The sequence below is a fragment of the Klenkia sesuvii genome (assembly GCF_037083825.1).
GTDB classification, from domain to species: Bacteria; Actinomycetota; Actinomycetes; order Mycobacteriales; family Geodermatophilaceae; genus Klenkia; species Klenkia sesuvii.
This window is the reverse complement of sequence record NZ_JBAPLU010000001.1, coordinates 1-25,421: the sequence shown is the minus strand read 5'-3', so window position 1 is coordinate 25,421 and position 25,421 is coordinate 1. Positions and strand designations below refer to the sequence as shown.

General features: G+C 71.4%; 18 protein-coding genes. 15 read left to right on the top strand and 3 right to left on the bottom strand.

Annotated features, from left to right (window positions below):
* Nucleotides 1–2: 2 nt before the first annotated feature.
* The 11 genes from TEK04_RS00090 to TEK04_RS00040 all read left to right on the top strand — a co-directional run bounded on the left by TEK04_RS00090 (nucleotide 3) and on the right by TEK04_RS00040 (nucleotide 17,964).
* On the top strand, nucleotides 3–872 hold the full coding sequence (locus tag TEK04_RS00090) for an MlaE family ABC transporter permease (protein WP_432277304.1): 870 nt from the start codon (nucleotides 3–5) through the stop codon (nucleotides 870–872).
* Nucleotides 869–2,302: an MCE family protein gene (locus tag TEK04_RS00085; protein ID WP_336402253.1), complete on the top strand. Its 1,434-nt coding sequence runs from the start codon at nucleotides 869–871 to the stop codon at nucleotides 2,300–2,302. The genes TEK04_RS00090 and TEK04_RS00085 overlap by 4 nt, the downstream gene beginning before the upstream one ends.
* The gene (locus tag TEK04_RS00080; RefSeq protein WP_336402252.1) at nucleotides 2,299–3,336 is read left to right on the top strand and encodes an MCE family protein; all 1,038 of its coding nucleotides are present in this window, start codon (nucleotides 2,299–2,301) and stop codon (nucleotides 3,334–3,336) included. The genes TEK04_RS00085 and TEK04_RS00080 overlap by 4 nt, the downstream gene beginning before the upstream one ends.
* Nucleotides 3,336–4,361, top strand: coding sequence for an MCE family protein (locus tag TEK04_RS00075; protein WP_336402251.1), 1,026 nt, complete (start codon nucleotides 3,336–3,338; stop codon nucleotides 4,359–4,361). The genes TEK04_RS00080 and TEK04_RS00075 overlap by 1 nt, the downstream gene beginning before the upstream one ends.
* The gene (locus TEK04_RS00070) at nucleotides 4,358–5,605 is read left to right on the top strand and encodes an MCE family protein (protein ID WP_336402250.1); all 1,248 of its coding nucleotides are present in this window, start codon (nucleotides 4,358–4,360) and stop codon (nucleotides 5,603–5,605) included. The genes TEK04_RS00075 and TEK04_RS00070 overlap by 4 nt, the downstream gene beginning before the upstream one ends.
* Nucleotides 5,602–6,894, top strand: coding sequence for an MCE family protein (locus TEK04_RS00065; RefSeq protein ID WP_336402249.1), 1,293 nt, complete (start codon nucleotides 5,602–5,604; stop codon nucleotides 6,892–6,894). The genes TEK04_RS00070 and TEK04_RS00065 overlap by 4 nt, the downstream gene beginning before the upstream one ends.
* Nucleotides 6,891–8,165, top strand: coding sequence for an MCE family protein (locus TEK04_RS00060; protein ID WP_336402248.1), 1,275 nt, complete (start codon nucleotides 6,891–6,893; stop codon nucleotides 8,163–8,165). The genes TEK04_RS00065 and TEK04_RS00060 overlap by 4 nt, the downstream gene beginning before the upstream one ends.
* 210 nt (nucleotides 8,166–8,375) lie before the next feature.
* The gene (locus TEK04_RS00055; RefSeq protein ID WP_336402247.1) at nucleotides 8,376–9,179 is read left to right on the top strand and encodes an Rv1363c family protein; all 804 of its coding nucleotides are present in this window, start codon (nucleotides 8,376–8,378) and stop codon (nucleotides 9,177–9,179) included.
* A 7-nt stretch (nucleotides 9,180–9,186) separates the two neighbouring features.
* Nucleotides 9,187–10,146: a flagellar basal body-associated FliL family protein gene (locus tag TEK04_RS00050; protein ID WP_336402246.1), complete on the top strand. Its 960-nt coding sequence runs from the start codon at nucleotides 9,187–9,189 to the stop codon at nucleotides 10,144–10,146.
* Nucleotides 10,147–10,466: 320 nt separating this feature from the next.
* Complete coding sequence (gene rpoB, locus TEK04_RS00045) at nucleotides 10,467–13,964, top strand: DNA-directed RNA polymerase subunit beta (RefSeq protein ID WP_336402245.1); 3,498 nt, start codon at nucleotides 10,467–10,469, stop codon at nucleotides 13,962–13,964.
* 91 nt (nucleotides 13,965–14,055) lie between these two features.
* On the top strand, nucleotides 14,056–17,964 hold the full coding sequence (locus TEK04_RS00040; protein ID WP_336402244.1) for a DNA-directed RNA polymerase subunit beta': 3,909 nt from the start codon (nucleotides 14,056–14,058) through the stop codon (nucleotides 17,962–17,964).
* Between the two features lie 55 nt (nucleotides 17,965–18,019).
* On the opposite strand, the gene TEK04_RS00035 is transcribed toward TEK04_RS00040, so the two are convergent.
* The 3 genes from TEK04_RS00035 to TEK04_RS00025 all read right to left on the bottom strand — a co-directional run bounded on the left by TEK04_RS00035 (nucleotide 18,020) and on the right by TEK04_RS00025 (nucleotide 20,487).
* Nucleotides 18,020–19,060, bottom strand: coding sequence for an LLM class F420-dependent oxidoreductase (locus TEK04_RS00035; protein WP_336402243.1), 1,041 nt, complete (start codon nucleotides 19,058–19,060; stop codon nucleotides 18,020–18,022).
* A 109-nt stretch (nucleotides 19,061–19,169) separates the two neighbouring features.
* Nucleotides 19,170–19,394, bottom strand: coding sequence for a hypothetical protein (locus TEK04_RS00030; protein WP_336402242.1), 225 nt, complete (start codon nucleotides 19,392–19,394; stop codon nucleotides 19,170–19,172).
* A gap of 118 nt (nucleotides 19,395–19,512) precedes the next feature.
* Nucleotides 19,513–20,487 (bottom strand): hypothetical protein, encoded by a 975-nt coding sequence (locus tag TEK04_RS00025; protein ID WP_336402241.1) that lies wholly within the window; start codon nucleotides 20,485–20,487, stop codon nucleotides 19,513–19,515.
* 624 nt (nucleotides 20,488–21,111) lie between these two features.
* Here TEK04_RS00025 and rpsL point away from each other — a divergent pair.
* The 4 genes from rpsL (at nucleotide 21,112) to tuf (ending at nucleotide 25,394) form a co-directional block, all read left to right on the top strand.
* Complete coding sequence (gene rpsL / locus TEK04_RS00020) at nucleotides 21,112–21,486, top strand: 30S ribosomal protein S12 (protein ID WP_055764615.1); 375 nt, start codon at nucleotides 21,112–21,114, stop codon at nucleotides 21,484–21,486.
* A gap of 1 nt (nucleotide 21,487) precedes the next feature.
* A complete protein-coding gene (gene rpsG, locus TEK04_RS00015; RefSeq protein ID WP_091061384.1) occupies nucleotides 21,488–21,958 on the top strand; it encodes a 30S ribosomal protein S7 in 471 nt (156 codons plus the stop codon).
* A 104-nt stretch (nucleotides 21,959–22,062) separates the two neighbouring features.
* On the top strand, nucleotides 22,063–24,150 hold the full coding sequence (gene fusA / locus TEK04_RS00010; protein ID WP_336402240.1) for an elongation factor G: 2,088 nt from the start codon (nucleotides 22,063–22,065) through the stop codon (nucleotides 24,148–24,150).
* Nucleotides 24,151–24,200: 50 nt separating this feature from the next.
* Nucleotides 24,201–25,394 (top strand): elongation factor Tu, encoded by a 1,194-nt coding sequence (tuf, locus tag TEK04_RS00005; RefSeq protein ID WP_336402239.1) that lies wholly within the window; start codon nucleotides 24,201–24,203, stop codon nucleotides 25,392–25,394.
* Nucleotides 25,395–25,421: the final 27 nt, after the last annotated feature.

Here is a 25,421-nt window from a genome sequence, read left to right as displayed (position 1 = left end):
CCGTGGCCCTCCTCTCGCCCGTCGACCGGGTCAAGGTGCGCACGCGACGGATCGTGCGCACGGTCTACCGCCGTCCCATGACGACGCTGGAGGACCTGGGCGACCAGGTCAGCTTCTACGGCCGTGCGCTGGGCTGGACCCCGCGCACGCTGCGCCGCTACAAGCGGGAGACCTTCCGGCTGCTGGCCGAGGTCAGCTTCGGCACCGGGGCCCTCGCCGTGGTCGGCGGCACCGTCGGCGTGATCGCCTTCCTGTCCTTCTTCACCGGCACCGAGGTCGGGCTGCAGGGGTACCAGGCGCTGGACCAGCTGGGCACCTCGGCGTTCACCGGCTTTCTCTCCGCCTACTTCAACACCCGCGAGATCGCCCCGCTGGTGGCGGGCCTGGCCCTGTCGGCGACCGTCGGTTGCGGCTTCACCGCGCAGATCGGGGCCATGCGGATCAACGAGGAGATCGACGCCCTCGAGGTCATGGGGGTGCCCTCGCTGCCGTTCCTGGTCACCACCCGCATCGTCGCCGGGTTCGTCGCGGTCATCCCGCTGTACGTGATCGGGCTGCTGACCAGCTACTTCGCCACCCGCACCATCACCACCACCGTGTACGGGCAGTCGGCCGGCACCTACGACCACTACTTCAACCTGTTCCTGCCGCCGCAGGACGTGCTCTGGTCGTTCGTCAAGGTGCTGGTCTTCAGCGTCGTGATCATCCTGAGCCACTGCTACTACGGCTACCGCGCCGGCGGGGGCCCGGCGGGCGTGGGCCTGGCCGTGGGCCGGGCCGTGCGGTTCTCCATCGTCGCCGTGATGGTGATCGACCTGTTCCTGTCCCTGGCCATCTGGGGGTCGACGACGACGGTGAGGATCGCAGGATGAGCCGCGGCAAGGGTGCGGTGGTGGTGCAGCGGTTGCAGGGGTTGGCCTTCCTGCTGGTCATCGTGCTGCTGCTGGGCCTGGCGGTGGCCACCTACCAGAAGGCGTTCAGCGACGCGGTGACCGTCGAGCTGCAGACCGACACCGTGGGCAACCAGCTGCAGACGGCCAGCGACGTCAAGGTCCGCGGCGTCATCGTGGGCGAGGTCCGGGCGGTGTCGGCCTCGGCCGAGGGCGCCACCGTCGAGCTGGCCATCCAGCCCGAGCACCTGGCCGAGATCCCGGCCAACGTCAATGCCCGGTTGCTGCCCAAGACCCTCTTCGGCGAGCGGTTCGTCTCGCTGGTCATCCCCGACGACCCGAGCCCCGACCGGCTGGCCGCCGGTGACGTCATCCCGCAGGACCGCAGCGAGAACGCCATCGAGCTCGAGCGCGTGATCGACGACCTGCTGCCGCTGCTGCAGGCGGTCGACCCGGCCGACCTGGCCAACACCCTGGGCGCGGTCGCCGACGCGCTGCGCGGGCGCGGCGACGCACTGGGGGAGAACCTGGCCGACACCGGCAGCTACGTCGGGCAGCTCAACACGGTGCTGCCCGAGCTGCAGGCCGACGTCTCGCTGCTGGCCGACGTCGCCGACACCTACGACGCGGCCGCGCCCGACGTCCTCGCGGTGCTGGACAACCTCTCGGTCACCGCGGCCACGGTCGTGGACCAGAGCGAGCAGCTGCGCCGCACCTTCACCGTGGTGGGTTCCTCGGCGCAGACCGCCGCCGGGTTCCTCCAGGACAACGAGGAGTCCCTGATCCAGCTCGCCCAGGGTTCCCGGCCCGTGCTGTCCCTGCTGGCCCGGTACTCCCCGGAGTACCCGTGCCTGCTCGACGGGCTGACCCGGTTCAACCCGATGATCTCCGAGGCGTTCGGCGGTGACGGCGACCCGGCGCTGAACCTGAACCTCACCGTCACGCTGCCCCCGCGCAACCCCTACGTGCCCGGTGACCAGCCCGCCTACGACGACGTGTCCGGGCCCGACTGCCGCGGGCTGGACGACATCGACGGGGTCATCGCCGCGGCCGCCCAGGGCGAGTACTACTGCCCCGTCCCCCCGCTGGACGGCGTGGACTCCGCCGACAACCCGGTGTCGGGCAACCCGGTCTGCCTGGGCGGGACCAGCCCCACCGACATCCCGTTCGAGGACCCCCGCACCGGCCGCGACGGGGCGTCCCTGGGCACCGACATCTCGCTGGCGTCGGCGTTCCCGCACGGGCTGACCGACGGCAGCCGCGAAGGCAGCCTGGCGGGCTCGACGGCGGAGCTGGACTTCGTCCGCTCGCTGCTGGGCTACCAGACCGGCGTCGACCCCGCCCGGGTCTCCGACCTCGCGGCCTCCAGCCTCGCACCGCTGCTGCGGGGGACCCAGGTGATGGTGCCGTGAGGGGCCTGACCGCACCGATCGTCAAGCTGGTCGTCTTCGCACTGGTGACCATCCTGGCCAGCTACGTCCTGCTGGCCACCATCACCAACGCCGGCTACGGCGACCAGACCGGCTACCGGGCCCAGTTCACCGACGTCGCCGGTCTCGTCGAGGGCGACGAGGTGCGCATCGCCGGCGTGCGGGTGGGCCAGGTGACCAGCATCGGGCTGGCCGACGAGCAGGACTCCCCGATGGCCCTGGTCGGCTTCGAGGTCGACTCCGACGTCGCCCTGCCCACCTCGGTCGAGGCCACCATCAAGTACCGCAACCTGGTGGGTCAGCGCTACGTCTCGCTCACCGAGGGGGCGGGCTCGGGCGGGGCCACCCTGGCCGCCGGCGACCTGGTGCCGGTGGCGCAGACCAAGCCGGCGCTGGACCTCACCGTGCTCTTCGGCGGGTTCCAGCCGCTGTTCCAGGCGCTGAGCCCCGACGACGTCAACCGCCTGTCCTACGAGCTCATCCAGGTGTTCCAGGGCGAGGGCGGCACGGTGCAGAGCCTGCTGGCCCACGTCGGGTCCCTGACCAACTCGCTGGCGGACAAGGACCAGGTGATCGGCAGCGTGATCGACAACCTCACCACCGTCGTCGGCACGGTGGCGGCCCGCGACCAGCAGCTGAGCGACCTCGTCGTCTCCCTGCAGCAGTTCGTCTCCGGCCTGGCCACCGACCGCGACGCCATCTTCGACTCCCTGCAGACCATCGACGGACTGGCCGCCACCACGTCGCAGTTCCTCACCGACGCCCGCCCGCCGCTGGCTGCCGACATCACCGCGCTCGGCCAGCTGTCGACCAACCTGGCCGACACCGGCGACCAGCTCGAGGGGTTCCTCCAGCTGGCCCCCACCAAGGTCGACCTCCTCACCCGCACCGCGGTCAACGGGAGCTGGTTCAACTTCTACCTGTGCTCGGCGTCGGGGCTGGTCACCCTCCCCGTGGTCGGCCAGACCCAGCTGCCGCCCGGCGGCGCGGCCAACCAGTCGGCGGGGTGCAGCTGATGGCCCGCGAGTCCAAGCCGTTCCGCGACCGCAACCCGGTGACCATCGGGGCGGTCAGCCTGTCGGTCATCGCCCTGCTCGTGCTGCTGGCCTTCAACGCCCAGTCACTGCCCCTCATCGGCGGCGGCACCGTCTACTCCGCCCAGTTCAGCGAGGCCGCGGGCCTGCGGCCCGACGACCCGGTGCGGGTGGCCGGGGTCAAGGTCGGACAGGTCGAGAGCCTGTCGCTGGAGGACGGCGCGGTCACCGTCGAGTTCCGGGTGCGGGACGCGTTCGTGGGCGACCGCAGCGAGGCCGCCATCAAGATCGAGACGGTGCTGGGCGCGAAGTACCTGGCGCTCGTGCCGCGGGGGGAGACGGCCCTGGACCCCGGTGACCGCATCCCGCTGGAGCGCACGGCCTCGCCCTACGACGTCGTCGAGGCCTTCACCGGCCTGGCGCAGACCGTCGACGACATCGACACCGGCCAGCTGGCCCAGTCCTTCGAGGTGCTCAGCGAGACCTTCGCCGACACCCCCGACGAGGTGCGCACCTCGCTGGAGGGCCTGTCCCGCCTGTCGGACACCATCGCCAGCCGCGACGCCCAGCTGCAGCAGCTGCTGACCGCGACCCGCGACGTGACCCAGGTGCTGGCCGACCGCAACGGCGAGTTCACCCAGCTGATCCTGGACGCGAACACCCTGCTCACCGAGGTGCAGGAACGTCGGCAGCTGATCGACTCGGTCCTCACCACCACGCAGACCCTGTCGGCCCAGCTCAGTGGCCTGGTGCAGGACAACACCGCGGCGCTGACGCCGGCGCTGGCGCAGCTGTCCACGGTGACCGACATCCTCGAGCGCAACCGGCAGAACCTGGGGGACACGGTGGCCGCCCTGGCACCCTTCGTCACGGTCTTCACCAACACGCTGGGCAACGGGCGGTGGTTCGACAGCTTCGTCGACAACCTCATCCCCGGCGTCGTCGGAGGTGTGCTGTGCGGCACCGTGGCCGGCGGCTCGGGTGGGCTCGTGGGGTGCTCGCCGTGACCGCCCGCCTGCAGCGCTTCGTCGCCCTGGCCGCCGCCGTCGTCCTGGTCGGTGCCCTCGGCTGGGCCGTGCTGCGCCCGGCCGGGCAGATCCGGGTGACGGCCTGGTTCGACCAGGCCGTGGGCCTCTACGCCGGCTCGGGCGTGCGGGTCCTGGGCATCGAGGTCGGCGAGATCACCGACGTCGTCCCGGCGGGCGACCGCGTCCGGGTGGACATGCTCATCGACGACGACTACGCCATCCCGGCCGACGCCGACGCCGTCGTCCTGGCTCCCTCGCTGGTGGCCGACCGCTACGTGCAGTTCGCCCCGGTGTACGACGGGGGGCCGCGGCTGGCCGACGGCGCCGAGGTGCCGATCGAGCGCACCGCGACCCCGGTGGAGCTCGACGAGGTGTACGGCGCCCTCGACGACCTGTCGGTCGCCCTCGGGCCCACGGGGGCCAACCGCGACGGCGCGCTGTCCGACCTCGTCGACACCGGCGCGGCCAACCTCGACGGCAACGGCGCCGCGCTCAACTCCACCCTCACCGGCTTCTCCCAGGCGGTGCGCACGCTGGCCGACAACCGCGACGACCTGTTCGCCTCCGTGGAGAACCTGCAGACCTTCACCAGCGCGCTGGCCACGGTCGACGCGCAGGTCGGCCAGTTCAACACCAACCTGGCCGCCGTCGCCGACCAGCTGGCCGGCGAGCGCGACGACCTGGCCGCGGCCATCGCGACCCTGAGCTCCGCGCTGGGGCAGGTCGCCACCTTCGTGCAGCAGAACAGCGCCCTGCTGACCACCAACGTCGACCGGCTGGCCGGGATCACCCTCACCCTGGTGCAGCAGCGGTCGGCGCTGGCCCAGGTGCTCGAGGTGGCGCCGGCCGCCATCGGCAACCTGGCACACGCCTACAACCCGGACTACGGCACGCTCGACACCCGCGACAACTCCCTCGGCAGCCAGAACGCCGACATCGTGGTCTGCCAGCTGCTCGGCCAGGCCGGCCGGCTGCAGCTCGCGGGGGTCGACCTGGACGACGTGACGGCGCTGCTGCAGCTGCCGCCGATCGACCAGGTGTGCGCCCGCCTGCTGTCCGGTGACCCCACCAACAGCGGTTCGCTGCAGGACCTCAACGGCAACGGCGTCCCCGACCTGCAGGAGGTGCTGACCGCGATCTTCTCGCCGTCGGCGGGCCCCGGCGGCGGCGGTTCGCTGGCCGGACTGCCCGGGTTGCCCCTCGTGCCCGGAGCCGGGTCGTGAGCGCCCTCCCGCGGCGCGCCGCCGCCCTCGCCTGCGCCGCCGTCCTGCTGAGCGGGTGCGGGTTCCGCGGGGCCTACTCCATCGACCTCCCCGGCGGCGCGGACGTCGGCGACGACCCCTACTCCGTGCAGATCCAGTTCACCGACGTGCTCGACCTGGTGCCGCAGTCCGGTGTCCGGGTGGCCGACGTCCCGGTGGGCAAGGTGACCGACGTCCAGCTGGGCGACGACTGGACGGCGGTGGTGACCGTCGAGGTGAACGGCGACGTCGACCTGCCGGCCAACGCGGTCGCCATGATCCAGCAGTCGTCGCTGCTGGGGGAGAAGTACGTCGAGCTGGCCGCGCCGGGCGGGGAGGCGCCGTCCGGGCAGCTGGAGGACGGGTCCCTCATCACCCTCGACCGCACCAACCGCAACGTCGAGGTCGAGGAGGTGCTGGGCGCGCTCTCGCTGGTGCTCAACGGCGGCGGGCTCACCCAGCTGCAGACCATCACCTCCGAGCTCGGCCAGGCGCTCGAGGGCCGCACCGAGGCCGTGCGCGACACCCTCGACCAGCTCGACACCTTCATCGGCGGGCTCGACGTGCAGCGCGAGGAGATCAACCGCGCGCTGGACAGCGTCGACGCGCTGGCCTCGACGCTGGCGGCCAACACCGGCACGCTCACCACCGCGCTGGACACCATCGGCCCCGGCCTGGCGGTGCTGGAGGACCAGCGCGGCCTGCTGGTGTCGATGCTGCAGTCGCTGGCCCAGCTCGGCGACGTCGGCACCCGGGTCATCAACCAGACCGGTGCCGACACGGTGGCCAACCTGCAGGACCTGCAGCCGATCCTCAGCCAGCTGGCGGCGGCGGGGCCGAACTTGGCCGGCTCGCTGGACCTGCTGCTCACCTACCCGTTCCCGGCCAGTTCGCTGACGGCGCTGCAGTACCGCGCCGACCAGCGCACCGGCGGCTACGCCCTGTTCACCAACATGACCGCCGACCTGAACCTGGACCTGCAGGAGCTGTTCTGCCGGTACGTGGTGGACCAGACCACCGGCGCCCTGCAGCTGCTGCCCGCCGCGGACGTGGCCGGTGGCAGCTGCGGGCAGCCGGGCAGCCCCGGCAACGGGCAGCCCACCCGGCCGGGCGGCTCGTCGGGCGGTACGGCCACCTCCTCACCCGGGTTCACGCTGCCGACCCTGCCCGACCTGACGGCCCTGCTGCCCAGCACGCCGCTGTCCGGCGAGGGCACCGGCCTGCTCGGTCTGCCCGCCATCCCCGGCCTCACGACGGGAGGCACCCCGTGATCACCCGGACCACCCGCCTGCAGCTGCTGGCCTTCGCGGTCGTCGCGCTGCTGGGCATGAGCTACGTGGGGTTCCGCTACGTCGGCCTCGACCGGCTGCTGCTGGGCGGCGGGTACCAGGTCGCGGCGGAGTTCCGCGACTCGGGCGGCATCTTCGTCAACGCGGAGGTGACCTACCGGGGGGTCGCGGTCGGTCGGGTCAGCGACATGCGGCTGACCGACGACGGCGTCGAGGTCGAGCTGTCCATCGACCGCGACGCCCCCGAGATCCCGGCGTCGGCCAGCGCCGCGGTGGCCAACCGCAGCGCAGTCGGCGAGCAGTACGTCGACCTGCGCCCCGACACCGCCGACGGGCCCTTCCTCGCCGACGGCTCGGTCATCCCGGTGGAGCGCACGTCCATCCCGGTGCCGGTCGAGCAGCTGCTGCAGGACGTGGACGCCCTCGTCGGCTCCATCGACACGGAGAACCTGCGCACGGTCGTCGACGAGCTGGGCGTGGCCTTCGACGGCGCCGGTGACGACCTGGCCCGGCTCATCGACAACGGCAACCTGCTGCTCACCCGAGCCGAGCAGTCGCTGCCGCAGACGTTGCAGCTCATCACCGACGGGCAGACGGTGCTGGAGACCCAGGCCGAGTCGCGCTCGGCCATCCAGCAGTGGGCCGCCGACCTCAGGCTGCTGTCGGACACGCTGGTCAGCAGCGACCCCGACCTGCGCAGCCTGGTGGTGAACGCCCCCGACGCGGGCGCGGCGCTGCAGCAGCTGGTGACCGACGCCGGGCCCGGGCTGGGCTCGCTGATCCGCAACGTCGACGTGCTCAACGACGTCACCACCCCGCGCCTGGACGGCGTCGAGCAGCTGCTGGTCACCTACCCGGAGGTGGTCACCGGTGGCTTCAGCGCGGTGCGCCGGGACGCCGACGGCATGATGCGCGTGCACTTCGGCTTCGTCCTCAACTCCGGCGACCCGCAGCCGTGCACCAGCGGGTACGCCTCGACCGGGTCGACGCCCTCGCCGGCAGCGGTGGCCGCGCTGGACACCTCGCAGGTGCGCTGCGACGTGGTCGCCGGGGTGGACCCCGACCCCTCCGACGGCGTCGACGAGACCGGGTCCAACATCCGCGGCGAGCAGAACATCGGCGGGACCGGCGGGCAGGCCTCGCCAGGTCCGCAGGGCAGCACCGCGGCCGGCGGGTCGACCGCGGCGAGCGTGCTGGGCGAGGTCCTGGGTGGCCTGCTCGCGGCCTCGCCGTTCGCCACGACGGGCGGCTGACCCGCCCGGCCGGCGCCCGGTGGTCACCGGTCGTCGGGCCGGCCCGCTACGGTGACCTGCCCCACGGTGCAGCCGGCGACCGGTCGCCCGGCCCGGACGGGACCACCGCCCGCACTGCCCGACCGACCCGCCGTCCACCGGACCGCACCGCCCGGCCCCACCGTCCCACCCCACCGCCTGACCCCACCGCCTGACCGAGAGGAGCGCCCCGTGGCCGACCAGACCCGGGCGGGCTCGCGCGAGCCCGCGCCGGCCGACCCGGACACCGAGCCCCCGGCGGAGGACACAGCGAAGGCCCCGGCGGAGGACACAGCGGCGGACTCGGCGGAGGACACAGCGGCGGACTCGGCGGAGCGCACCGCGCAGGACCCGGCAAGGGACGCGGCGGAGGACCGGCTGGTCGAGCCCGAGGACGACGCGGCCGGCAGCGGCTCCGACGACCGCACCGACGACCGCGCCGACGACGGCACCGACGACGCGACCCGAGCCGCCGAGGAGCCGGTGGGGGCCCCCGCCCGCTCCCGGGACGGGTCCCGGCTCTCGCTGCCCCTCGTCCCGGTCCTCGCCGGCCTGCTGGTGCTGCTGCTCGCCGGCGCCGCGTTCCTGTGGGTGACCCGGCCCGGCACGTCGTCGGTGTCCACCGACGACTACGTCGACGCCCTGCAGGCCGCCCGGGCGGGCATCGTCGACGTCGCCTCGTTCGACTACCTGACCCTCGACGACGACATCGCCCAGATCGAGGCGGTCACCACCGGCGACCTGCGCACCGAGTCCGTCGACCAGCTCGACAGCCGCCGGCAGGACATCACCACCGCCCAGGCCGTGGTCAACACCGAGGTCGTGGGCGCCGCCGTGGGCGCCGCCGACGACAGCAGCGCGACGGTGTACATGGTCATCCAGTCCACCCAGACCAGCAGCGCCTCGGAGCAGGCGCAGGTGCAGCGCTACCGCATCGAGGTGGACCTCACCAAGGACGGCGACCGGTGGTTGCTGTCCGGGATCCAAGGACGGTGACCCGGCGATGACCGACACCCCCGACGGCAGCACCCCCGACGGCAGCACCCCCGGGAGCGGCACCGGGCGTCGGCCCCGCCCCTCCCCGCGCCCCCGGGCCGGTGGGGCCCGGCCCTCTCCGCGCCCCCGGGTGGCCGGCAGCCGGCGCGCCGAGGAGGACGCGGCCGCTGCCGAGGCCCCGACCCGCGATGCGCCGACCACCCGCACGTCGCCCCCGCCCTCGCCCACGCCCACGCCGTCGCCCTCGCCCCGCGCGCGCAGCCGCGGGACGGAAGGCGGGTCGACCGGCAGGGTGCGCGGGGGAGCCACCGCCCTGGCCGACCGCGCGCGCCCGTCGGCGGACGGAGCCGCACCCGCCGGCGGCCGCGGTCGCCGGCGCGGCGCGGGGGAGCCGCGCACCGGCCGGGGACGGGACGGTGCCGCCCCCGACCGCCGCCGACCCCGCACCCTCGCCCTGGTGCTCGCCGTGCTGTGCGTGCTGACCGCGGCCGGCGGCGGGTGGCTGCTGTGGGAGCGGCTGCACCCCACCACCGTCGACCCGGCGATCTTCACCGCCGCCCGGGAGGGCGTGCAGGCGGTCTACGCCTACGACTACCAGGACTCCGAGGGCAGCGTGCAGCGCAAGCTCGACGTCCTCACCGGGGACCTGCGGGACCAGTACGAGACCGACCTGTCCTCCGGCGGCATCATCAGCACCTACGAGCAGGTGTCGGCGACCACCAGCTACGACGTGCTCGAGGTCGGGTTGCAGCAGGTCAACCAGTCGCAGGACCAGGCGACGCTGGTGGTCTTCGGGCAGTACGTGGTGTCCTCGGTGAACTCCGGCACGCAGGCCGCGCCCGCCGGGTCGGAGTGCACCGTCACCTCCGACGGAGCCCAGTCGTGCACGCAGACCGTGCGGGTGACCGTCACCGACACCGACGACGGCTGGAAGATCAGCGAGCTCACCCTCCTGACCAGCAGCTGAGCACAGCGCCCGGGCCGCTTCGGCGCGCCCGGGTGTCGTCGGCGCGAGGTCGCTGGCATCATTCCCCGCGGAGCCGCGAGGCCCCTCGACCCGACGTGGACATCTGTCCCGGATGCGGGTAGGGTCTCCTGTTGCGCTGCCCTCTGACTGCCTGCCCGCCGAGCCGGGTCACCAGGGGTGCCCCGGGAACACGACGGGCCGCCCCCGCGCTGACCACGTCGAACGGGTGCTCATCGGCCGTCGAAGTCGCAGCGCCGACACCGCCGACGACGACCCGCACCGACCGCCCGCACGTCGTGAGGTCCTTGGAAGGACGCATCTTGGCAGGCTCCAGCAGCACCAGCACGGACACCACCAGCACCGAGCAGATCATCCCGGACGACCCCCAGAACAGCGCGCACACCGCCGGTACCGCCGCGCAGAAGATCCCCGGCGCCCCCCTCCGCGTCTCCTTCGCCAAGATCCACGAGCCCCTCGAGGTGCCGGACCTGCTGGCGCTGCAGACGGCCTCCTTCGACTGGCTGGTGGGCAGCCCGGAGTGGAAGGCGACGCTGTCCCCCGAGGAGGCGGAGACCGCCGTCGGCGGCCTGGCCGACATCCTCGAGGAGATCTCCCCGATCGAGGACTTCAGCGGCTCGATGTCGCTGTCCTTCTCCAACCCGCGCTTCGAGGACGTCAAGGCGTCGCTCGAGGAGTGCAAGGACAAGGACATGACCTACGCGGCGCCGCTGTTCGTCACCGCCGAGTTCATGAACAACACCACCGGCGAGATCAAGAGCCAGACGGTGTTCATGGGCGACTTCCCGATCATGACGAACAAGGGCACGTTCGTCATCAACGGCACCGAGCGCGTCGTCGTCTCCCAGCTGGTCCGTTCCCCGGGCGTCTACTTCGACAAGACCCTGGACAAGACCAGCGACAAGGACGTCTTCTCGGCCAAGGTCATTCCCAGCCGCGGTGCGTGGCTGGAGTTCGACGTCGACAAGCGCGACACCGTCGGCGTCCGCATCGACCGCAAGCGCCGCCAGCCGGTCTCGGTGCTGCTCAAGGCGCTGGGCTGGACCGAGGACCGCATCCGCGAGCACTTCCAGTGGTCGCCCACGATGCTGGCCACCCTCGAGAAGGACCACATCGCCGGGCAGGACGAGGCGCTGCTGGACATCTACCGCAAGCTGCGCCCGGGCGAGCCCCCGACGCGTGAGTCCGCGCAGGCGCTGCTGGAGAACCTGTTCTTCAACCCCAAGCGCTACGACCTGGCCCGCGTCGGCCGCTACAAGGTCAACAAGAAGCTGGGTGTCGACGTCCCGCAGCCGACGCAGACGCTGACCGAGGACGACATCGTCGCCACCATCGAGTACGTGGTGAAGCTGCACGCCGGTGAGCCCGACCACGGCGTCGACGACATCGACCACTTCGGCAACCGTCGCCTGCGCACGGTCGGCGAGCTGATCCAGAACCAGATCCGGGTCGGCCTCTCGCGCATGGAGCGGGTCGTCCGCGAGCGGATGACCACCCAGGACGTCGAGGCCATCACGCCGCAGACCCTGATCAACATCCGGCCGGTCGTCGCCTCCATCAAGGAGTTCTTCGGCACCAGCCAGCTGTCGCAGTTCATGGACCAGACCAACCCGCTCGCGGGTCTGACCCACAAGCGCCGCCTGTCGGCGCTGGGTCCCGGTGGTCTGTCCCGTGAGCGCGCCGGCATGGAGGTGCGCGACGTGCACCCCAGCCACTACGGCCGGATGTGCCCGATCGAGACCCCGGAAGGCCCGAACATCGGCCTGATCGGGTCGCTGTCCTCCTTCGGGCGGGTCAACGCCTTCGGGTTCATCGAGACCCCGTACCGCAAGGTCGAGAACGGCACCGTCACCGACCAGATCGACTACCTCACCGCCGACGAGGAGGACCGCTTCGTCGTCGCGCAGGCCAACAGCCCGCTCGACGCCCAGGGCCGCCTCGCCGAGGAGCGGGTGCTCGTCCGCACCAAGGGCGGCGAGGTCGACTACCTGGCCCCGGAGAACGTCGACTACATGGACGTCTCGCCGCGGCAGATGACCTCGGTCGCCACCGCGATGATCCCGTTCCTGGAGCACGACGACGCCAACCGCGCGCTCATGGGCGCCAACATGCAGCGCCAGGCGGTGCCGCTGCTGCGCAGCGAGGCCCCGCTGGTCGGCACCGGCATGGAGCTGCGTGCCGCCGTGGACGCCGGTGACGTCGTCGTGGCCGAGAAGGCCGGCGTGGTCGAGGACTCCACCGCCGACTACGTCACGGTCATGGCCGACGACGGGACCCGGCAGACCTACCGGCTGCTGAAGTTCCGCCGCTCGAACCAGGGCACCTCGATCAACCAGACGCCGGTCGTCGAGGAGGGTCAGCGGGTCGAGGTCGGCCAGGTCGTCGCCGACGGCCCCTGCACCGACCAGGGCGAGATGGCGCTGGGCAAGAACCTGCTCGTCGCCTTCATGCCGTGGGAGGGCCACAACTACGAGGACGCAATCATCCTGTCGCAGCGCCTCGTGCAGGACGACGTCCTGTCCTCGATCCACATCGAGGAGTTCGAGGTCGACGCCCGCGACACCAAGCTCGGTGCCGAGGAGATCACCCGGGACATCCCGAACGTCTCCGAGGAGGTGCTGGCCGACCTCGACGAGCGCGGCATCATCCGCATCGGCGCCGAGGTCGTCCCCGGCGACATCCTCGTCGGCAAGGTCACGCCGAAGGGCGAGACCGAGCTGACCCCCGAGGAGCGGCTGCTGCGCGCCATCTTCGGCGAGAAGGCCCGCGAGGTCCGCGACACGTCGCTGAAGGTCAAGCACGGTGAGTCGGGCAAGGTCATCGGCGTCCGGGTGTTCTCGCGAGAGGACGGCGACGAGCTGCCCGCCGGCGTCAACGAGCTCATCCGGGTCTACGTGGCCCAGATGCGCAAGATCAGCGACGGCGACAAGCTGGCCGGTCGGCACGGGAACAAGGGCGTCATCTCCAAGATCCTCCCGCAGGAGGACATGCCCTTCCTCGAGGACGGCACCCCGGTCGACATCGTGCTCAACCCGCTCGGTGTGCCCGGCCGCATGAACGTCGGTCAGGTCCTGGAGACCCACCTCGGGTGGGTGGCCAAGACCGGGTGGCAGGTCGAGGGCGACCCCGAGTGGGCGCGCAAGCTGCCCGCCGGTGCCCGCAGCGCCGCCCCCGGCACGCGTGCGGCCACCCCGGTGTTCGACGGTGCCCGCGAGGAGGAGATCGTCGGCCTGCTCGGCTCGACGACCCTCACCCGCGACGGGCAGCGGCTGGTCAAGGACACCGGCAAGGCCCGGCTGTTCGACGGCCGGTCCGGCGAGCCCTTCCCCGAGCCGATCTCGGTGGGCTACGTCTACATCCTCAAGCTGCTGCACCTGGTCGACGACAAGATCCACGCCCGGTCGACCGGCCCGTACTCGATGATCACGCAGCAGCCGCTGGGTGGTAAGGCGCAGTTCGGTGGTCAGCGGTTCGGCGAGATGGAGTGCTGGGCCATGCAGGCCTACGGCGCGGCCTACGCGCTGCAGGAGCTGCTGACGATCAAGTCCGACGACATCCTCGGCCGCGTCAAGGTGTACGAGGCCATCGTCAAGGGCGAGAACATCCCCGAGCCGGGCATCCCGGAGTCGTTCAAGGTGCTGCTGAAGGAACTGCAGTCGCTGTGCCTGAACGTCGAGGTGCTGTCCGGTGACGGGCAGGCCATCGAGCTCCGCGACACCGACGACGAGGTGTTCCGGGCCGCCGAGGAGCTGGGCATCGACCTGTCCCGCCGCGAGCCCTCCTCCGTCGAGGACGTGTGATCGGTCGCCGGCGCGGGGGTGCGCACCACCCCCGCCCCGGCGCCTCGACCCTCAACAGTTGTGAAGAACTAGCCCCGGGAAAGGGGTAACAGTGCTCGACGTCAACTTCTTCGACGAACTGCGCATCGGTCTGGCTTCCGGCGACGACATCCGCCAGTGGAGCCACGGTGAGGTGAAGAAGCCCGAGACCATCAACTACCGGACCCTGCGTCCGGAGAAGGATGGCCTCTTCTGCGAGAAGATCTTCGGTCCCACCCGGGACTGGGAGTGCTACTGCGGCAAGTACAAGCGGGTCCGGTTCAAGGGCATCATCTGCGAGCGCTGCGGCGTCGAGGTGACCCGGGCCAAGGTCCGTCGTGAGCGCATGGGCCACATCGAGCTCGCCGCCCCGGTGACCCACATCTGGTTCTTCAAGGGCGTGCCCTCGCGGCTGGGCTACCTGCTCGACCTGGCGCCCAAGGACCTCGAGAAGATCATCTACTTCGCGGCCTACCTGATCACCTCCGTCGACGACGAGGCGCGCCACCGCGACCTGCCGACGATCGAGGCCGAGATCAGCGCCGAGAAGCACAACCTCGAGAGCCGTCGCGACGCCGACGTGGAGGGTCGCCAGCAGAAGCTGGAGGCCGACCTGGCCGAGCTCGAGGCCGAGGGTGCCAAGTCCGACGTGCGCCGCAAGGTGCGCGAGGGCGGCGAGCGCGAGATGCGCCAGATGCGTGACCGTGCGCAGCGGGAGATCGACCGTCTCGACGAGGTCATGGACACCTTCCGCAAGCTCGACGTCAAGCAGCTCATCGCCGACGAGGGCCTCTACCGCGAGCTGCGCGACCGCTTCGGTGAGTACTTCGAGGGCGGCATGGGTGCCGCGGCGCTGCAGAAGCTGCTCGCCGACTTCGACCTCGAGGCCGAGTCGGTCTCGCTGCGCGACACCATCCGCAACGGCAAGGGCCAGCGCAAGCTGCGCGCGCTCAAGCGGCTCAAGGTGGTGGCGGCGTTCCAGCAGACGCAGAACTCGCCCATGGGCATGGTGCTGGACGCCGTCCCGGTGATCCCGCCGGACCTGCGCCCGATGGTGCAGCTCGACGGTGGCCGCTTCGCCACCTCGGACATGAACGACCTGTACCGCCGGGTGATCAACCGCAACAACCGGCTCAAGCGCCTGCTCGACCTGGGTGCCCCGGAGATCATCGTCAACAACGAGAAGCGGATGCTCCAGGAGTCCGTGGACGCGCTGTTCGACAACGGTCGCCGTGGCCGTCCGGTCACCGGGCCGGGCAACCGTCCGCTGAAGTCCCTGAGCGACCTGCTCAAGGGCAAGCAGGGCCGCTTCCGCCAGAACCTGCTGGGCAAGCGCGTCGACTACTCGGGCCGTTCGGTCATCGTCGTCGGCCCGCAGCTGAAGCTGCACCAGTGCGGTCTGCCCAAGCAGATGGCGCTGGAGCTGTTCAAGCCCTTCGTCATGAAGCGGCTGGTCGACCTCAACCACGCGCAGAACATCAAGAGCGCCAAGCGCATGGTCGAGCGCGCCCGCCCCGTGGTCTGGGACGTGCTCGAGGAGGTCATCACCGAGCACCCGGTGCTGCTCAACCGTGCGCCCACGCTGCACCGCCTCGGCATCCAGGCCTTCGAGCCGCAGCTGGTCGAGGGCAAGGCCATCCAGATCCACCCGCTGGTCTGCACGGCGTTCAACGCCGACTTCGACGGTGACCAGATGGCGGTGCACCTGCCGCTGTCGGCCGAGGCGCAGGCCGAGGCCCGCATCCTGATGCTGAGCTCGAACAACATCCTGAGCCCGGCCGACGGTCGTCCGATCACCGCGCCGACCCAGGACATGGTGCTGGGGCTCTACCACCTGACCACGCTGAAGGCCGCGGCCGACGAGCGCGGCGAGGACGAGCTGCCCAAGGCCTACGGGTCCACGGCCGAGGCCCGCATGGCCTACGACCGGGGTGCCCTGGGCATCCAGGAGCGCGTGCTCATCCGCCTCGACGAGGTGTTCGGCGTCGACAACGGCCCGAAGAACGACGCGTGGGACGTCCCCGAGGGCTGGGAGCCCGGTCAGCCGGCCGTGGTCTCGACGTCCCTGGGTCGGGTGCTGTTCAACGAGGCCCTGCCCGAGGACTACCGCTTCGTCAACTACCAGGTGCCGAAGAAGGAGCTCGGGGCGATCGTCAACGACCTCGCCGAGCGCTACCCCAAGGTGCAGGTCGCCGCGACCCTCGACGCCCTCAAGTCGGCCGGGTTCCACTGGGCCACCCGCGCGGGCATCACGATCGCCATCGACGACGTCGTGACCCCGCCGGCCAAGGCCGGCATCCTGGAGCGCCACGAGGACGAGGCCCGCAAGATCGAGAAGCAGTACGAGCGCGGCGTCATCACCGACGCCGAGCGCCGTGCCGAGCTCATCGAGATCTGGACCCGGGCCCGCGCCGAGGTCAGCCAGGCGATGGTGGACAACTTCCCCACCACGAACCCGGTCTGGGTCATGGTCAACTCGGGCGCCCGAGGCAACATGATGCAGATCAGCCAGATCGCCGGCATGCGCGGTCTCGTCGCCAACCCCAAGGGCGAGATCATCCCGCGGCCGATCAAGGCGAACTTCCGCGAGGGCCTGTCGGTGCTGGAGTACTTCATCTCCACGCACGGTGCCCGCAAGGGCTTGGCCGACACCGCGCTGCGCACCGCCGACTCCGGGTACCTCACCCGGCGCCTGGTGGACGTGTCGCAGGACGTCATCATCCGCGAGGAGGACTGCGGCACCGAGCGCGGCGTGCTCATGCCGATCGGCACCGTCGCGGACGGCAAGGTCACCCGGGACGCGCACGTCGAGACCAGCGTGTACGCCCGGGCCCTGGCCGCCGACGTCGAGGCCGCCGACGGCACGGTCATCGCGACCGCCGGCTCCGACCTGGGTGACGTGCTCATCGCCGAGCTGGTCGACGCCGGCATCAGCGAGGTCAAGGTCCGCTGCGTGCTGACCTGCGAGTCCCTGCTCGGGACCTGCGCGACCTGCTACGGCCGGTCGCTGGCCACCGGCAAGCTCGTGGACGTCGGCGAGGCGGTCGGCATCATCGCCGCCCAGTCGATCGGCGAGCCCGGCACCCAGCTGACGATGCGCACCTTCCACACCGGTGGTGTGGCCGGTGACGACATCACGCACGGTCTGCCCCGCATCGTGGAGCTCTTCGAGGCCCGCGTCCCCAAGGGCAAGGCGCCCATCGCCGAGCTCGCGGGCACCGTGTCGATCGAGGACGGCGAGCAGTTCCGCAAGCTCACCATCTCCCCGGACGACGGCTCCGACGACGTCGTCTACGAGAAGCTGTCGCGCCGCTCCCGCCTGCGGGTGGAGGACGGCGGGCACGTCGAGGTCGGCGAGCAGCTGACCGAGGGTGCCGTCGACCCGCACGAGGTGCTGCGGATCATGGGCCCCCGCGAGGTGCAGCTGCACCTCGTGCGGGAGGTCCAGGAGGTCTACCGCAGCCAGGGCGTGTCGATCCACGACAAGCACATCGAGGTGATCATCCGCCAGATGCTGAAGCGGGTGACCATCATCGACTCGGGCGCCACCGAGTTCCTGCCGGGTGCGCTGGTGGAGCGGACGCTGTTCGAGACCGAGAACCGTCGGGTGGTGTCCGAGGGCGGCGAGCCGGCCTCGGCCCGTCCGGTCCTGATGGGGATCACCAAGGCCTCGCTGGCGACGGAGTCGTGGCTGTCCGCGGCCTCGTTCCAGGAGACCACCAAGGTGCTCACCGACGCGGCCATCCAGGGCAAGAGCGACAGCCTGCTCGGCCTCAAGGAGAACGTGATCATCGGGAAGCTGATCCCGGCCGGCACCGGCATCAGCCGCTACCGGAACATCACGGTCGAGCCGACCGAGGAGGCGCGCGCCGCGGTCTACACCATGGCCGGCTACGACGACGGGCAGTACTACAGCCCCGACGTCTTCGGCACGGGCAGCGGCGAGGCCGTGCGCCTGGAGGAGTACGACTGGCGGTCATGACCCGCTGACGCGAGGGGCCCCGCACACCAGCCGGTGTGCGGGGCCCCTCGTCGTCTCAGCGGGCGAGCCGGGCGAGGGTCTCGATCGAGCGCCGGCGGCCGGCGGGGGAGTCGTCCAGCGGCTGGGCGGTCAGCGTGGTCACCCCGGCCTCCGCGAAGGCCGCGATGCGCTCGGCCACCCAGGACTCGGGCCCGATCAGCGACGTCTGGCGGACGAGCTCGTCGGGGACGGCGGCGGCGGCCTCGTCCTTGCGGCCGGCCAGGTACAGGTCCTGGATCGTCGCCGCCTCGTCGGCGAACCCGTAGCGCACGGCCAGGTCGTTGTAGAAGTTCTTGCCCTTGGCGCCCATGCCGCCCACGTAGAGCGCGACGCCGTGCTTGACGAGCTCCAGCAGGGGCTCGACGTCGTCGCCGATCGCGACGGGCACACCGGCCACGACGCCCAGCTCGCCCAGCGCCGGGTCGCGCTTCGCCTTCCCGGCGTTCAGCGAGGCGCCCCAGACGTCGGCGGCCTTCTCGGGGTGGAAGAAGATCGGCTCCCACACCTGCGCGATCTCGGCGGCGAGCTCCACGTTCTTCGGGCCGATCGCGGCCAGCATGACCGGGATCCGCTCGCGCACCGGGGTGTTGATGAGCTTCAGCGGCTTGCCCAGGCCGGTGCCCTGGTCGGCGGGCAGCGGGACGGTGTACTTCGGGCCGGCGTGCTCCAGCCGCTCGCGCCGCCACACCGACCGGCAGATCTCCACGACCTCGCGGGTGCGGGCCAGCGGCGCGTCGTAGGGGACGCCGTGCCAGCCCTCCACCACCTGCGGCCCCGACGCGCCCAGGCCCAGGGTGAACCGACCGTCGCTCACCAGGTCGAGCCCGGCCGCGGTCATCGCCAGCAGGGCGGGGGTGCGGCTGTAGATGGGCAGGATCGCGCTGATCAGCTCGACCCGCTCGGTGACTGCAGCCAGGTAGCCCAGCTGGCTGACCGCGTCGAAGGTGTAGACCTCGGCGACCATGGCGACGTCGAGGCCGACCTGCTCGAGGTCGACGATCTCCTGGGCGGTCTGCCGGAAGTCCCCGGAGTAGCTGGTCTGGATGCCGATGCGCACGGGCCTACCTCCTCGTCGACGGACGTCCACGTCGACGCCCCGGGTGCACTGTGGCACGGCCGGGGCACGGCGGCGGCCGGGGAGAGCGGCCCGTCGGTCCGCTGGCGCGTCAGGTGGTGGGCAGGGTGGACACCGGCCCCACGACGCGGGTGACCACGGCGACGCCGTCGACGGCACCGGGCACGCGACCCCCGGCCCGGGGGTCGGCCAGGTCGACCTGCAGCACGTAACCCGCCTCGCGCCGGGCCAGCCCTACCCCCGTCACGCCGGGGTCGTCGGCCAGCCGGGCAGCCAGCACGGCCTTGGCCGCGCGCGCGGTCGGTCGGTCGGTCACCGGTCCATCGTCCCCCGGTCCGCGGGACCCGTCCAGCCACGACGGACCCCGGCCGCGCCCCGGTCAGCCGCACGACGTGTGCGGCCCGCGTGGGCCGTCCGGCGGTCACCGGGTGTGCTCAGGCGTCCGTCACGAGGGTGAGCCCGAGGACGTCGAGGACCGTGGCCAGCGGGTTGGCGAAGGTGACCCCACCGCCGGCGGACCCACCGGTGGCCGAGCCGGCGAACAGCAGACCCAGCGGCGCCCGGTCGCGGCTGCGCCAGATCACCGACCCGGAGTCCCCGCCCTCGCTGAAGGAGCCCCGCAGACCCTCAATCTCGACCTGGTCGTCGAAAGTGTGCACGCCGTCGTCGTACTGCACCCCCACGCCGTCGACCTCCACGGCGGTGATGCGGCCGCGGGTGTGCCCGGTGGTCCGCCCCACCTTCTCCACCTCCTCGGCGGGGTCGACCTCCGCGGCCGGCAGCACGCGGTCGGCCAGCGGCCCACCCGGGTAGCCGGTGGGGTCGGCCACCACGCCCTCGTCGAGGGCGGCCACGGCGGCGTCCACGAGGTTCCCGGTGGGCAGGAACCCCCGGGACGCGGTCAGCGTGGCCACGCGGTCGGCCGGGGTGCCGCCGTCGGCGGGCCCGGGCTGCAGCACGGGGTCGCCGAGGCCGGCCGCGCCGCTCGCGGCCAGGACGTGCTCGTTGGACAGCACGAGCAACCCGGCCGCACTGGTGCGTGTGACGAAACCCCCCAGGGTCCCGGCGGTCACCGCGGGGTGGGCCACCGAGAGGCCGGGGACGAGCGGCCGGGTGCGCTGGCGGAGCTGCCCGGGGGTGGGGGAGCGCTGCGGTCGGACCGGACCGATCACCCGGACGTCGACCTCGGCACGCGCGCCGTCGTCGAGCGCACCGAGCACGCGCGCTGCGTCGCCGCGGGCCAGCACCCGCACGGCCAGGTGCACCTGGCCGTGCCCCACCGGTGCCAGCCCCAGGGCGACCCCGCTCCACCGGCCGGGGGCGTCGCTGGCCACGACGGCGCCGGGCGGGGCCGCCGCCAGCCGGCGGGACAGCTCGGCCTTCAGTTCGCGGGCGCTGTCGACGTGCACGGTGACCTCCGGGGCGGGGTGGGCGGTGGCGGGCGGGGTGCCGACGGTAGGGGCAGGGTCCGACATCCGGCCCCGCCGAGCCGGGCACGTCGCGGCGGGGCGACAGGGACGGCGCGGGCGGGTACCGTTGCGCCCGGTTCGATCCCGGCCGGCCGTCGCCCGGGGGTGCGCGCATCCCCTCGCGGTGGCCGGGCCCGCACGCCGCGCACCTGGCCGACCTCGTCGGCCGTGCCGGAGGCGGCGCCCGCACTGGCGTGACGTACCCGGCTTTGACCGGGTCACAGCGCCCGGGTATCGTGGTCAGCCGTGCCCAGGGATCACTCTGGGCCTGCTCCGCTCGCGGCGCACCTGGGTGCCCGGTCGATCCTCGGATCGCCTGGATGCCAGGGGGTCCCGCTCGGCTCCGGCCGAGCCGGGGGCCGTGCACCAGGCGCGAGGGGCGACCACGTCCGGCTCGACCGCGGACCGGCCCACGGCAAAGGCGACACGCCCGAGCGCGGGGGCCGGGTCGGGGTCCCGACAGGGGCTGGAGCAGGGCCGGAGCACCTCCGGCGACACCGGCAAGCACGACCAACGCACTCATCCAGAGCACGACCCAGCGCAGGCAGGAGTTCAAGGCCACCCATGCCCACGATCCAGCAGCTGGTCCGCAAGGGCCGCGAGGACAAGGTCGAGAAGACCAAGACCCCGGCGTTGAAGGGTTCCCCCCAGCGTCGCGGCGTGTGCACGCGCGTCTACACGACGACGCCGAAGAAGCCGAACTCGGCGCTGCGCAAGGTCGCCCGCGTCCGGCTCACCAGCGGCGTCGAGGTGACCGCGTACATCCCCGGCGTCGGCCACAACCTGCAGGAGCACTCGATGGTGCTCGTGCGCGGTGGCCGCGTGAAGGACCTCCCCGGCGTCCGCTACAAGATCATCCGCGGTTCCCTGGACACCCAGGCGGTCCGCGGTCGCAAGCAGGCTCGCAGCCGGTACGGCGCGAAGAAGGAGAAGAGCTGACATGCCCCGCAAGGGACCTGCCCCGCGTCGTCCGCTCGTCGCCGACCCGGTCTACCAGTCGCCGCTGGTCACCCAGCTGGTGAACAAGGTGCTCGTCGACGGCAAGCGCTCGGTCGCCGAGGCGATCGTCTACGGCGCCCTCGAGGGGTGCCGGGCCAAGACCGACACCGACCCGGTCGTCACGCTCAAGCGCGCGCTGGACAACGTCAAGCCCGCCCTCGAGGTGCGCAGCCGCCGCGTCGGTGGTGCCACCTACCAGGTGCCCATCGAGGTGCGCGCCTCCCGCAGCACCACCCTGGGCCTCCGCTGGCTCATCCAGTACTCCCGGTCCCGTCGCGAGAAGACGATGACCGAGCGCCTGATGAACGAGCTCCTCGACGCCAGCAACGGTCTCGGTGCCGCGGTCAAGCGCCGCGAGGACACGCACAAGATGGCCGAGTCCAACAAGGCCTTCGCGCACTACCGCTGGTGATCCCCGGCGGCTGGTGAGACCACCAGCGCCACCAGCCGCCACCCGCGGCGACCGCCCGGACGATCCCGGGCCCCGCGTCAGCAACCAAGCAGGAAGGGCACGACATGGCCAACCTCGTCAAGACCCGCAACATCGGGATCATGGCGCACATCGACGCCGGCAAGACCACCACCACCGAGCGGATCCTGTTCTACACCGGGATCAACTACAAGATCGGTGAGGTCCACGACGGCGCGGCCACCATGGACTGGATGGAGCAGGAGCAGGAGCGCGGCATCACCATCACGTCGGCCGCGACGAAGTGCTCCTGGAACGGCTTCGACATCAACATCATCGACACCCCCGGGCACGTCGACTTCACCGTCGAGGTCGAGCGCTCGCTGCGCGTCCTCGACGGCGCGGTCGCGGTCTACGACGGCGTGGCCGGTGTCGAGCCGCAGACCGAGCAGGTGTGGCGGCAGGCCGAGAAGTACGGCGTCCCGCGCATGTGCTTCGTGAACAAGCTCGACCGCACCGGGGCCAACTTCTTCCGCTGCGTCGACATGATGGTCGAGCGCCTCGGCGCCAACCCGCTCGTGCTGCAGATCCCGATCGGTGCCGAGTCCGACTTCATCGGCGTCGTCGACCTGGTCGAGATGCGCGCGCTGACCTGGCGCGGCGAGACCAAGCTGGGTGAGGACTACGCGGTCGAGGAGATCCCGGCCGAGCTCGCCGAGCAGGCCGAGGAGTACCGCACCAAGTTCCTCGAGAACCTGGCCGACTTCCACGACGAGATCATGGAGGCCTACCTCGGCGGGGAGGACATCCCGGTCGCGACCCTGAAGGCCGCGATCCGGAAGTCCACCATCGCCGGCGAGGTCAACCCGGTCGTCACCGGCTCGGCGTTCAAGAACAAGGGCGTGCAGCCCATGCTCGACGCCGTCACCGACTACCTGCCCAGCCCGCTGGACGTCGAGGCCATCGTCGGCACGGCGCTGGACGGCGAGACCGAGGTCCTCCGGCACGCCGACGAGAGCGAGCCCTTCTCGGCCCTGGCCTTCAAGATCCAGACCGACCAGCACCTGGGCAAGCTGACCTACATCCGCGTCTACTCCGGCAAGCTCGACGCCGGGTCGCCGGTGCTCAACAGCACCAAGGACCGCAAGGAGCGGGTCGGCAAGATCTACCAGATGCACGCGAACAAGCGCGAAGAGCGTGCGGGCGTGGGCGCCGGTGAGATCGTGGCCGTCAACGGCATGAAGGGCACCACGACGGGCGACACCCTCTGCGACCCGCAGAAGCCGGTGATCCTCGAGTCGATGACCTTCCCGGCGCCGGTCATCTCGGTGGCCATCGAGCCCAAGACCAAGAGCGACCAGGAGAAGCTGGGCACGGCCATCCAGAAGCTCGCCGAGGAGGACCCGACCTTCCAGGTCCGCCTCGACGAGGAGACCGGCCAGACCGTCATCTCCGGCATGGGCGAGCTCCACCTGGAGATCCTGGTCGACCGCATGCGGCGCGAGTTCAACGTCGAGGCGAACGTCGGCAAGCCCCAGGTCGCCTACCGCGAGACGATCCGCAAGACCGTCGAGCGCCACGACTACACCCACAAGAAGCAGACCGGTGGGTCGGGTCAGTTCGCCAAGGTGCAGATCGCCCTCGAGCCCCTCGAGATGACCGCCGAGTCGGCCACCTACGAGTTCGAGAACAAGGTCACCGGTGGCCGCATCCCCAAGGAGTACATCCCCTCGGTGGACGCGGGCATGCAGGACGCCATGCAGTACGGCATCCTCGCCGGCTACCCCATGGTCGGCGTCAAGGCCTCGCTCCTGGACGGCGCCTACCACGAGGTCGACTCCTCGGAGATGGCGTTCAAGATCGCCGGTTCGGCCGCCTTCAAGGAGGCCGCCCGCAAGGCCAGCCCGGCTCTGCTGGAGCCGATGATGGCCGTGGAGGTCGTGACGCCCGAGGAGAACATGGGCGACGTGATCGGCGACCTGAACTCCCGGCGTGGCACCATCCAGGCGATGGAGGAGCGCTCCGGCGCCCGCGTCGTCCGGGCCCTCGTCCCGCTGTCGGAGATGTTCGGCTACGTGGGCGACCTGCGCAGCCGCACCCAGGGTCGGGCCAGCTACACCATGGTGTTCGACACCTACGCCGAGGTGCCCTCCAACGTGGCCAAGGAGATCATCGCCAAGGCCACCGGCGAGTAACCAGAGTTTCGCGCAGCACTGCGACCAGACCAACCCAGAGAGGAACCCCAGTGGCCAAGGCCAAGTTCGAGCGGACCAAGCCGCACGTCAACATCGGCACCATCGGGCACATCGACCACGGGAAGACGACGCTCACCGCGGCGATCACCAAGGTCCTGCACGACAAGTACCCGAACCTCAACGAGGCGTCCGCGTTCGACCAGATCGACAAGGCGCCCGAGGAGAAGGCGCGTGGGATCACGATCTCCATCGCCCACGTCGAGTACCAGACCGAGAACCGGCACTACGCCCACGTCGACTGCCCCGGGCACGCCGACTACATCAAGAACATGATCACCGGTGCGGCGCAGATGGACGGCGCCATCCTGGTGGTCGCCGCGACCGACGGCCCCATGCCGCAGACCAAGGAGCACGTGCTCCTGGCCCGCCAGGTCGGCGTCCCCTACATCGTGGTGGCGCTGAACAAGGCCGACATGGTCGACGACGAGGAGATCCTGGAGCTCGTCGAGCTCGAGGTCCGCGAGCTGCTCTCCGAGTACGAGTTCCCGGGCGACGACCTGCCGGTCGTGCGCGTCTCGGCGCTGAAGGCGCTCGAGGGCGACGCCGAGTGGGGCGACAAGCTCATGGAGCTCATGGACGCCGTCGACGCCTCCATCCCCGAGCCCGAGCGCGAGATCGACAAGCCGTTCCTCATGCCCGTCGAGGACGTCTTCACGATCACCGGCCGCGGCACCGTGGTGACCGGTCGTGTCGAGCGCGGCATCGTCAAGGTCTCCGAGGAGATCGAGATCGTCGGCATCCGCCCGAACTCGACCAAGACGACCGTCACCGGCGTCGAGATGTTCCGCAAGCTGCTCGACCAGGGCCAGGCCGGCGACAACGTGGGCCTGCTGCTGCGCGGCATCAAGCGCGAGGACGTCGAGCGCGGCCAGGTCGTGGTGAAGCCCGGCTCGATCACCCCGCACGTCAACTTCGAGGGTTCGGTCTACATCCTCTCGAAGGACGAGGGTGGCCGGCACACGCCGTTCTTCAACAACTACCGTCCCCAGTTCTACTTCCGGACGACGGACGTCACCGGCGTGGTCACGCTGCCCTCGGGCACCGAGATGGTCATGCCCGGTGACAACACCGAGATGACGGTGGAGCTCATCCAGCCCATCGCCATGGAGGAGGGCCTGCGCTTCGCCATCCGCGAGGGTGGCCGCACCGTCGGCGCCGGCCGGGTCACCAAGATCCTCAAGTGAGTCCCTGGTGGGGGGGGGGGGGGGGGG

Coding starts and splice junctions, on each gene's coding strand:
- fusA (WP_336402240.1), top strand. CDS start 22,063: ATGGCCAACCTCGTCAAGACCCGCAACATCGGGATCATGGCGCACATC.
- TEK04_RS00075 (WP_336402251.1), top strand. CDS start 3,336: ATGGCCCGCGAGTCCAAGCCGTTCCGCGACCGCAACCCGGTGACCATC.
- rpsG (WP_091061384.1), top strand. CDS start 21,488: ATGCCCCGCAAGGGACCTGCCCCGCGTCGTCCGCTCGTCGCCGACCCG.
- rpsL (WP_055764615.1), top strand. CDS start 21,112: ATGCCCACGATCCAGCAGCTGGTCCGCAAGGGCCGCGAGGACAAGGTC.
- TEK04_RS00085 (WP_336402253.1), top strand. CDS start 869: ATGAGCCGCGGCAAGGGTGCGGTGGTGGTGCAGCGGTTGCAGGGGTTG.
- TEK04_RS00050 (WP_336402246.1), top strand. CDS start 9,187: ATGACCGACACCCCCGACGGCAGCACCCCCGACGGCAGCACCCCCGGG.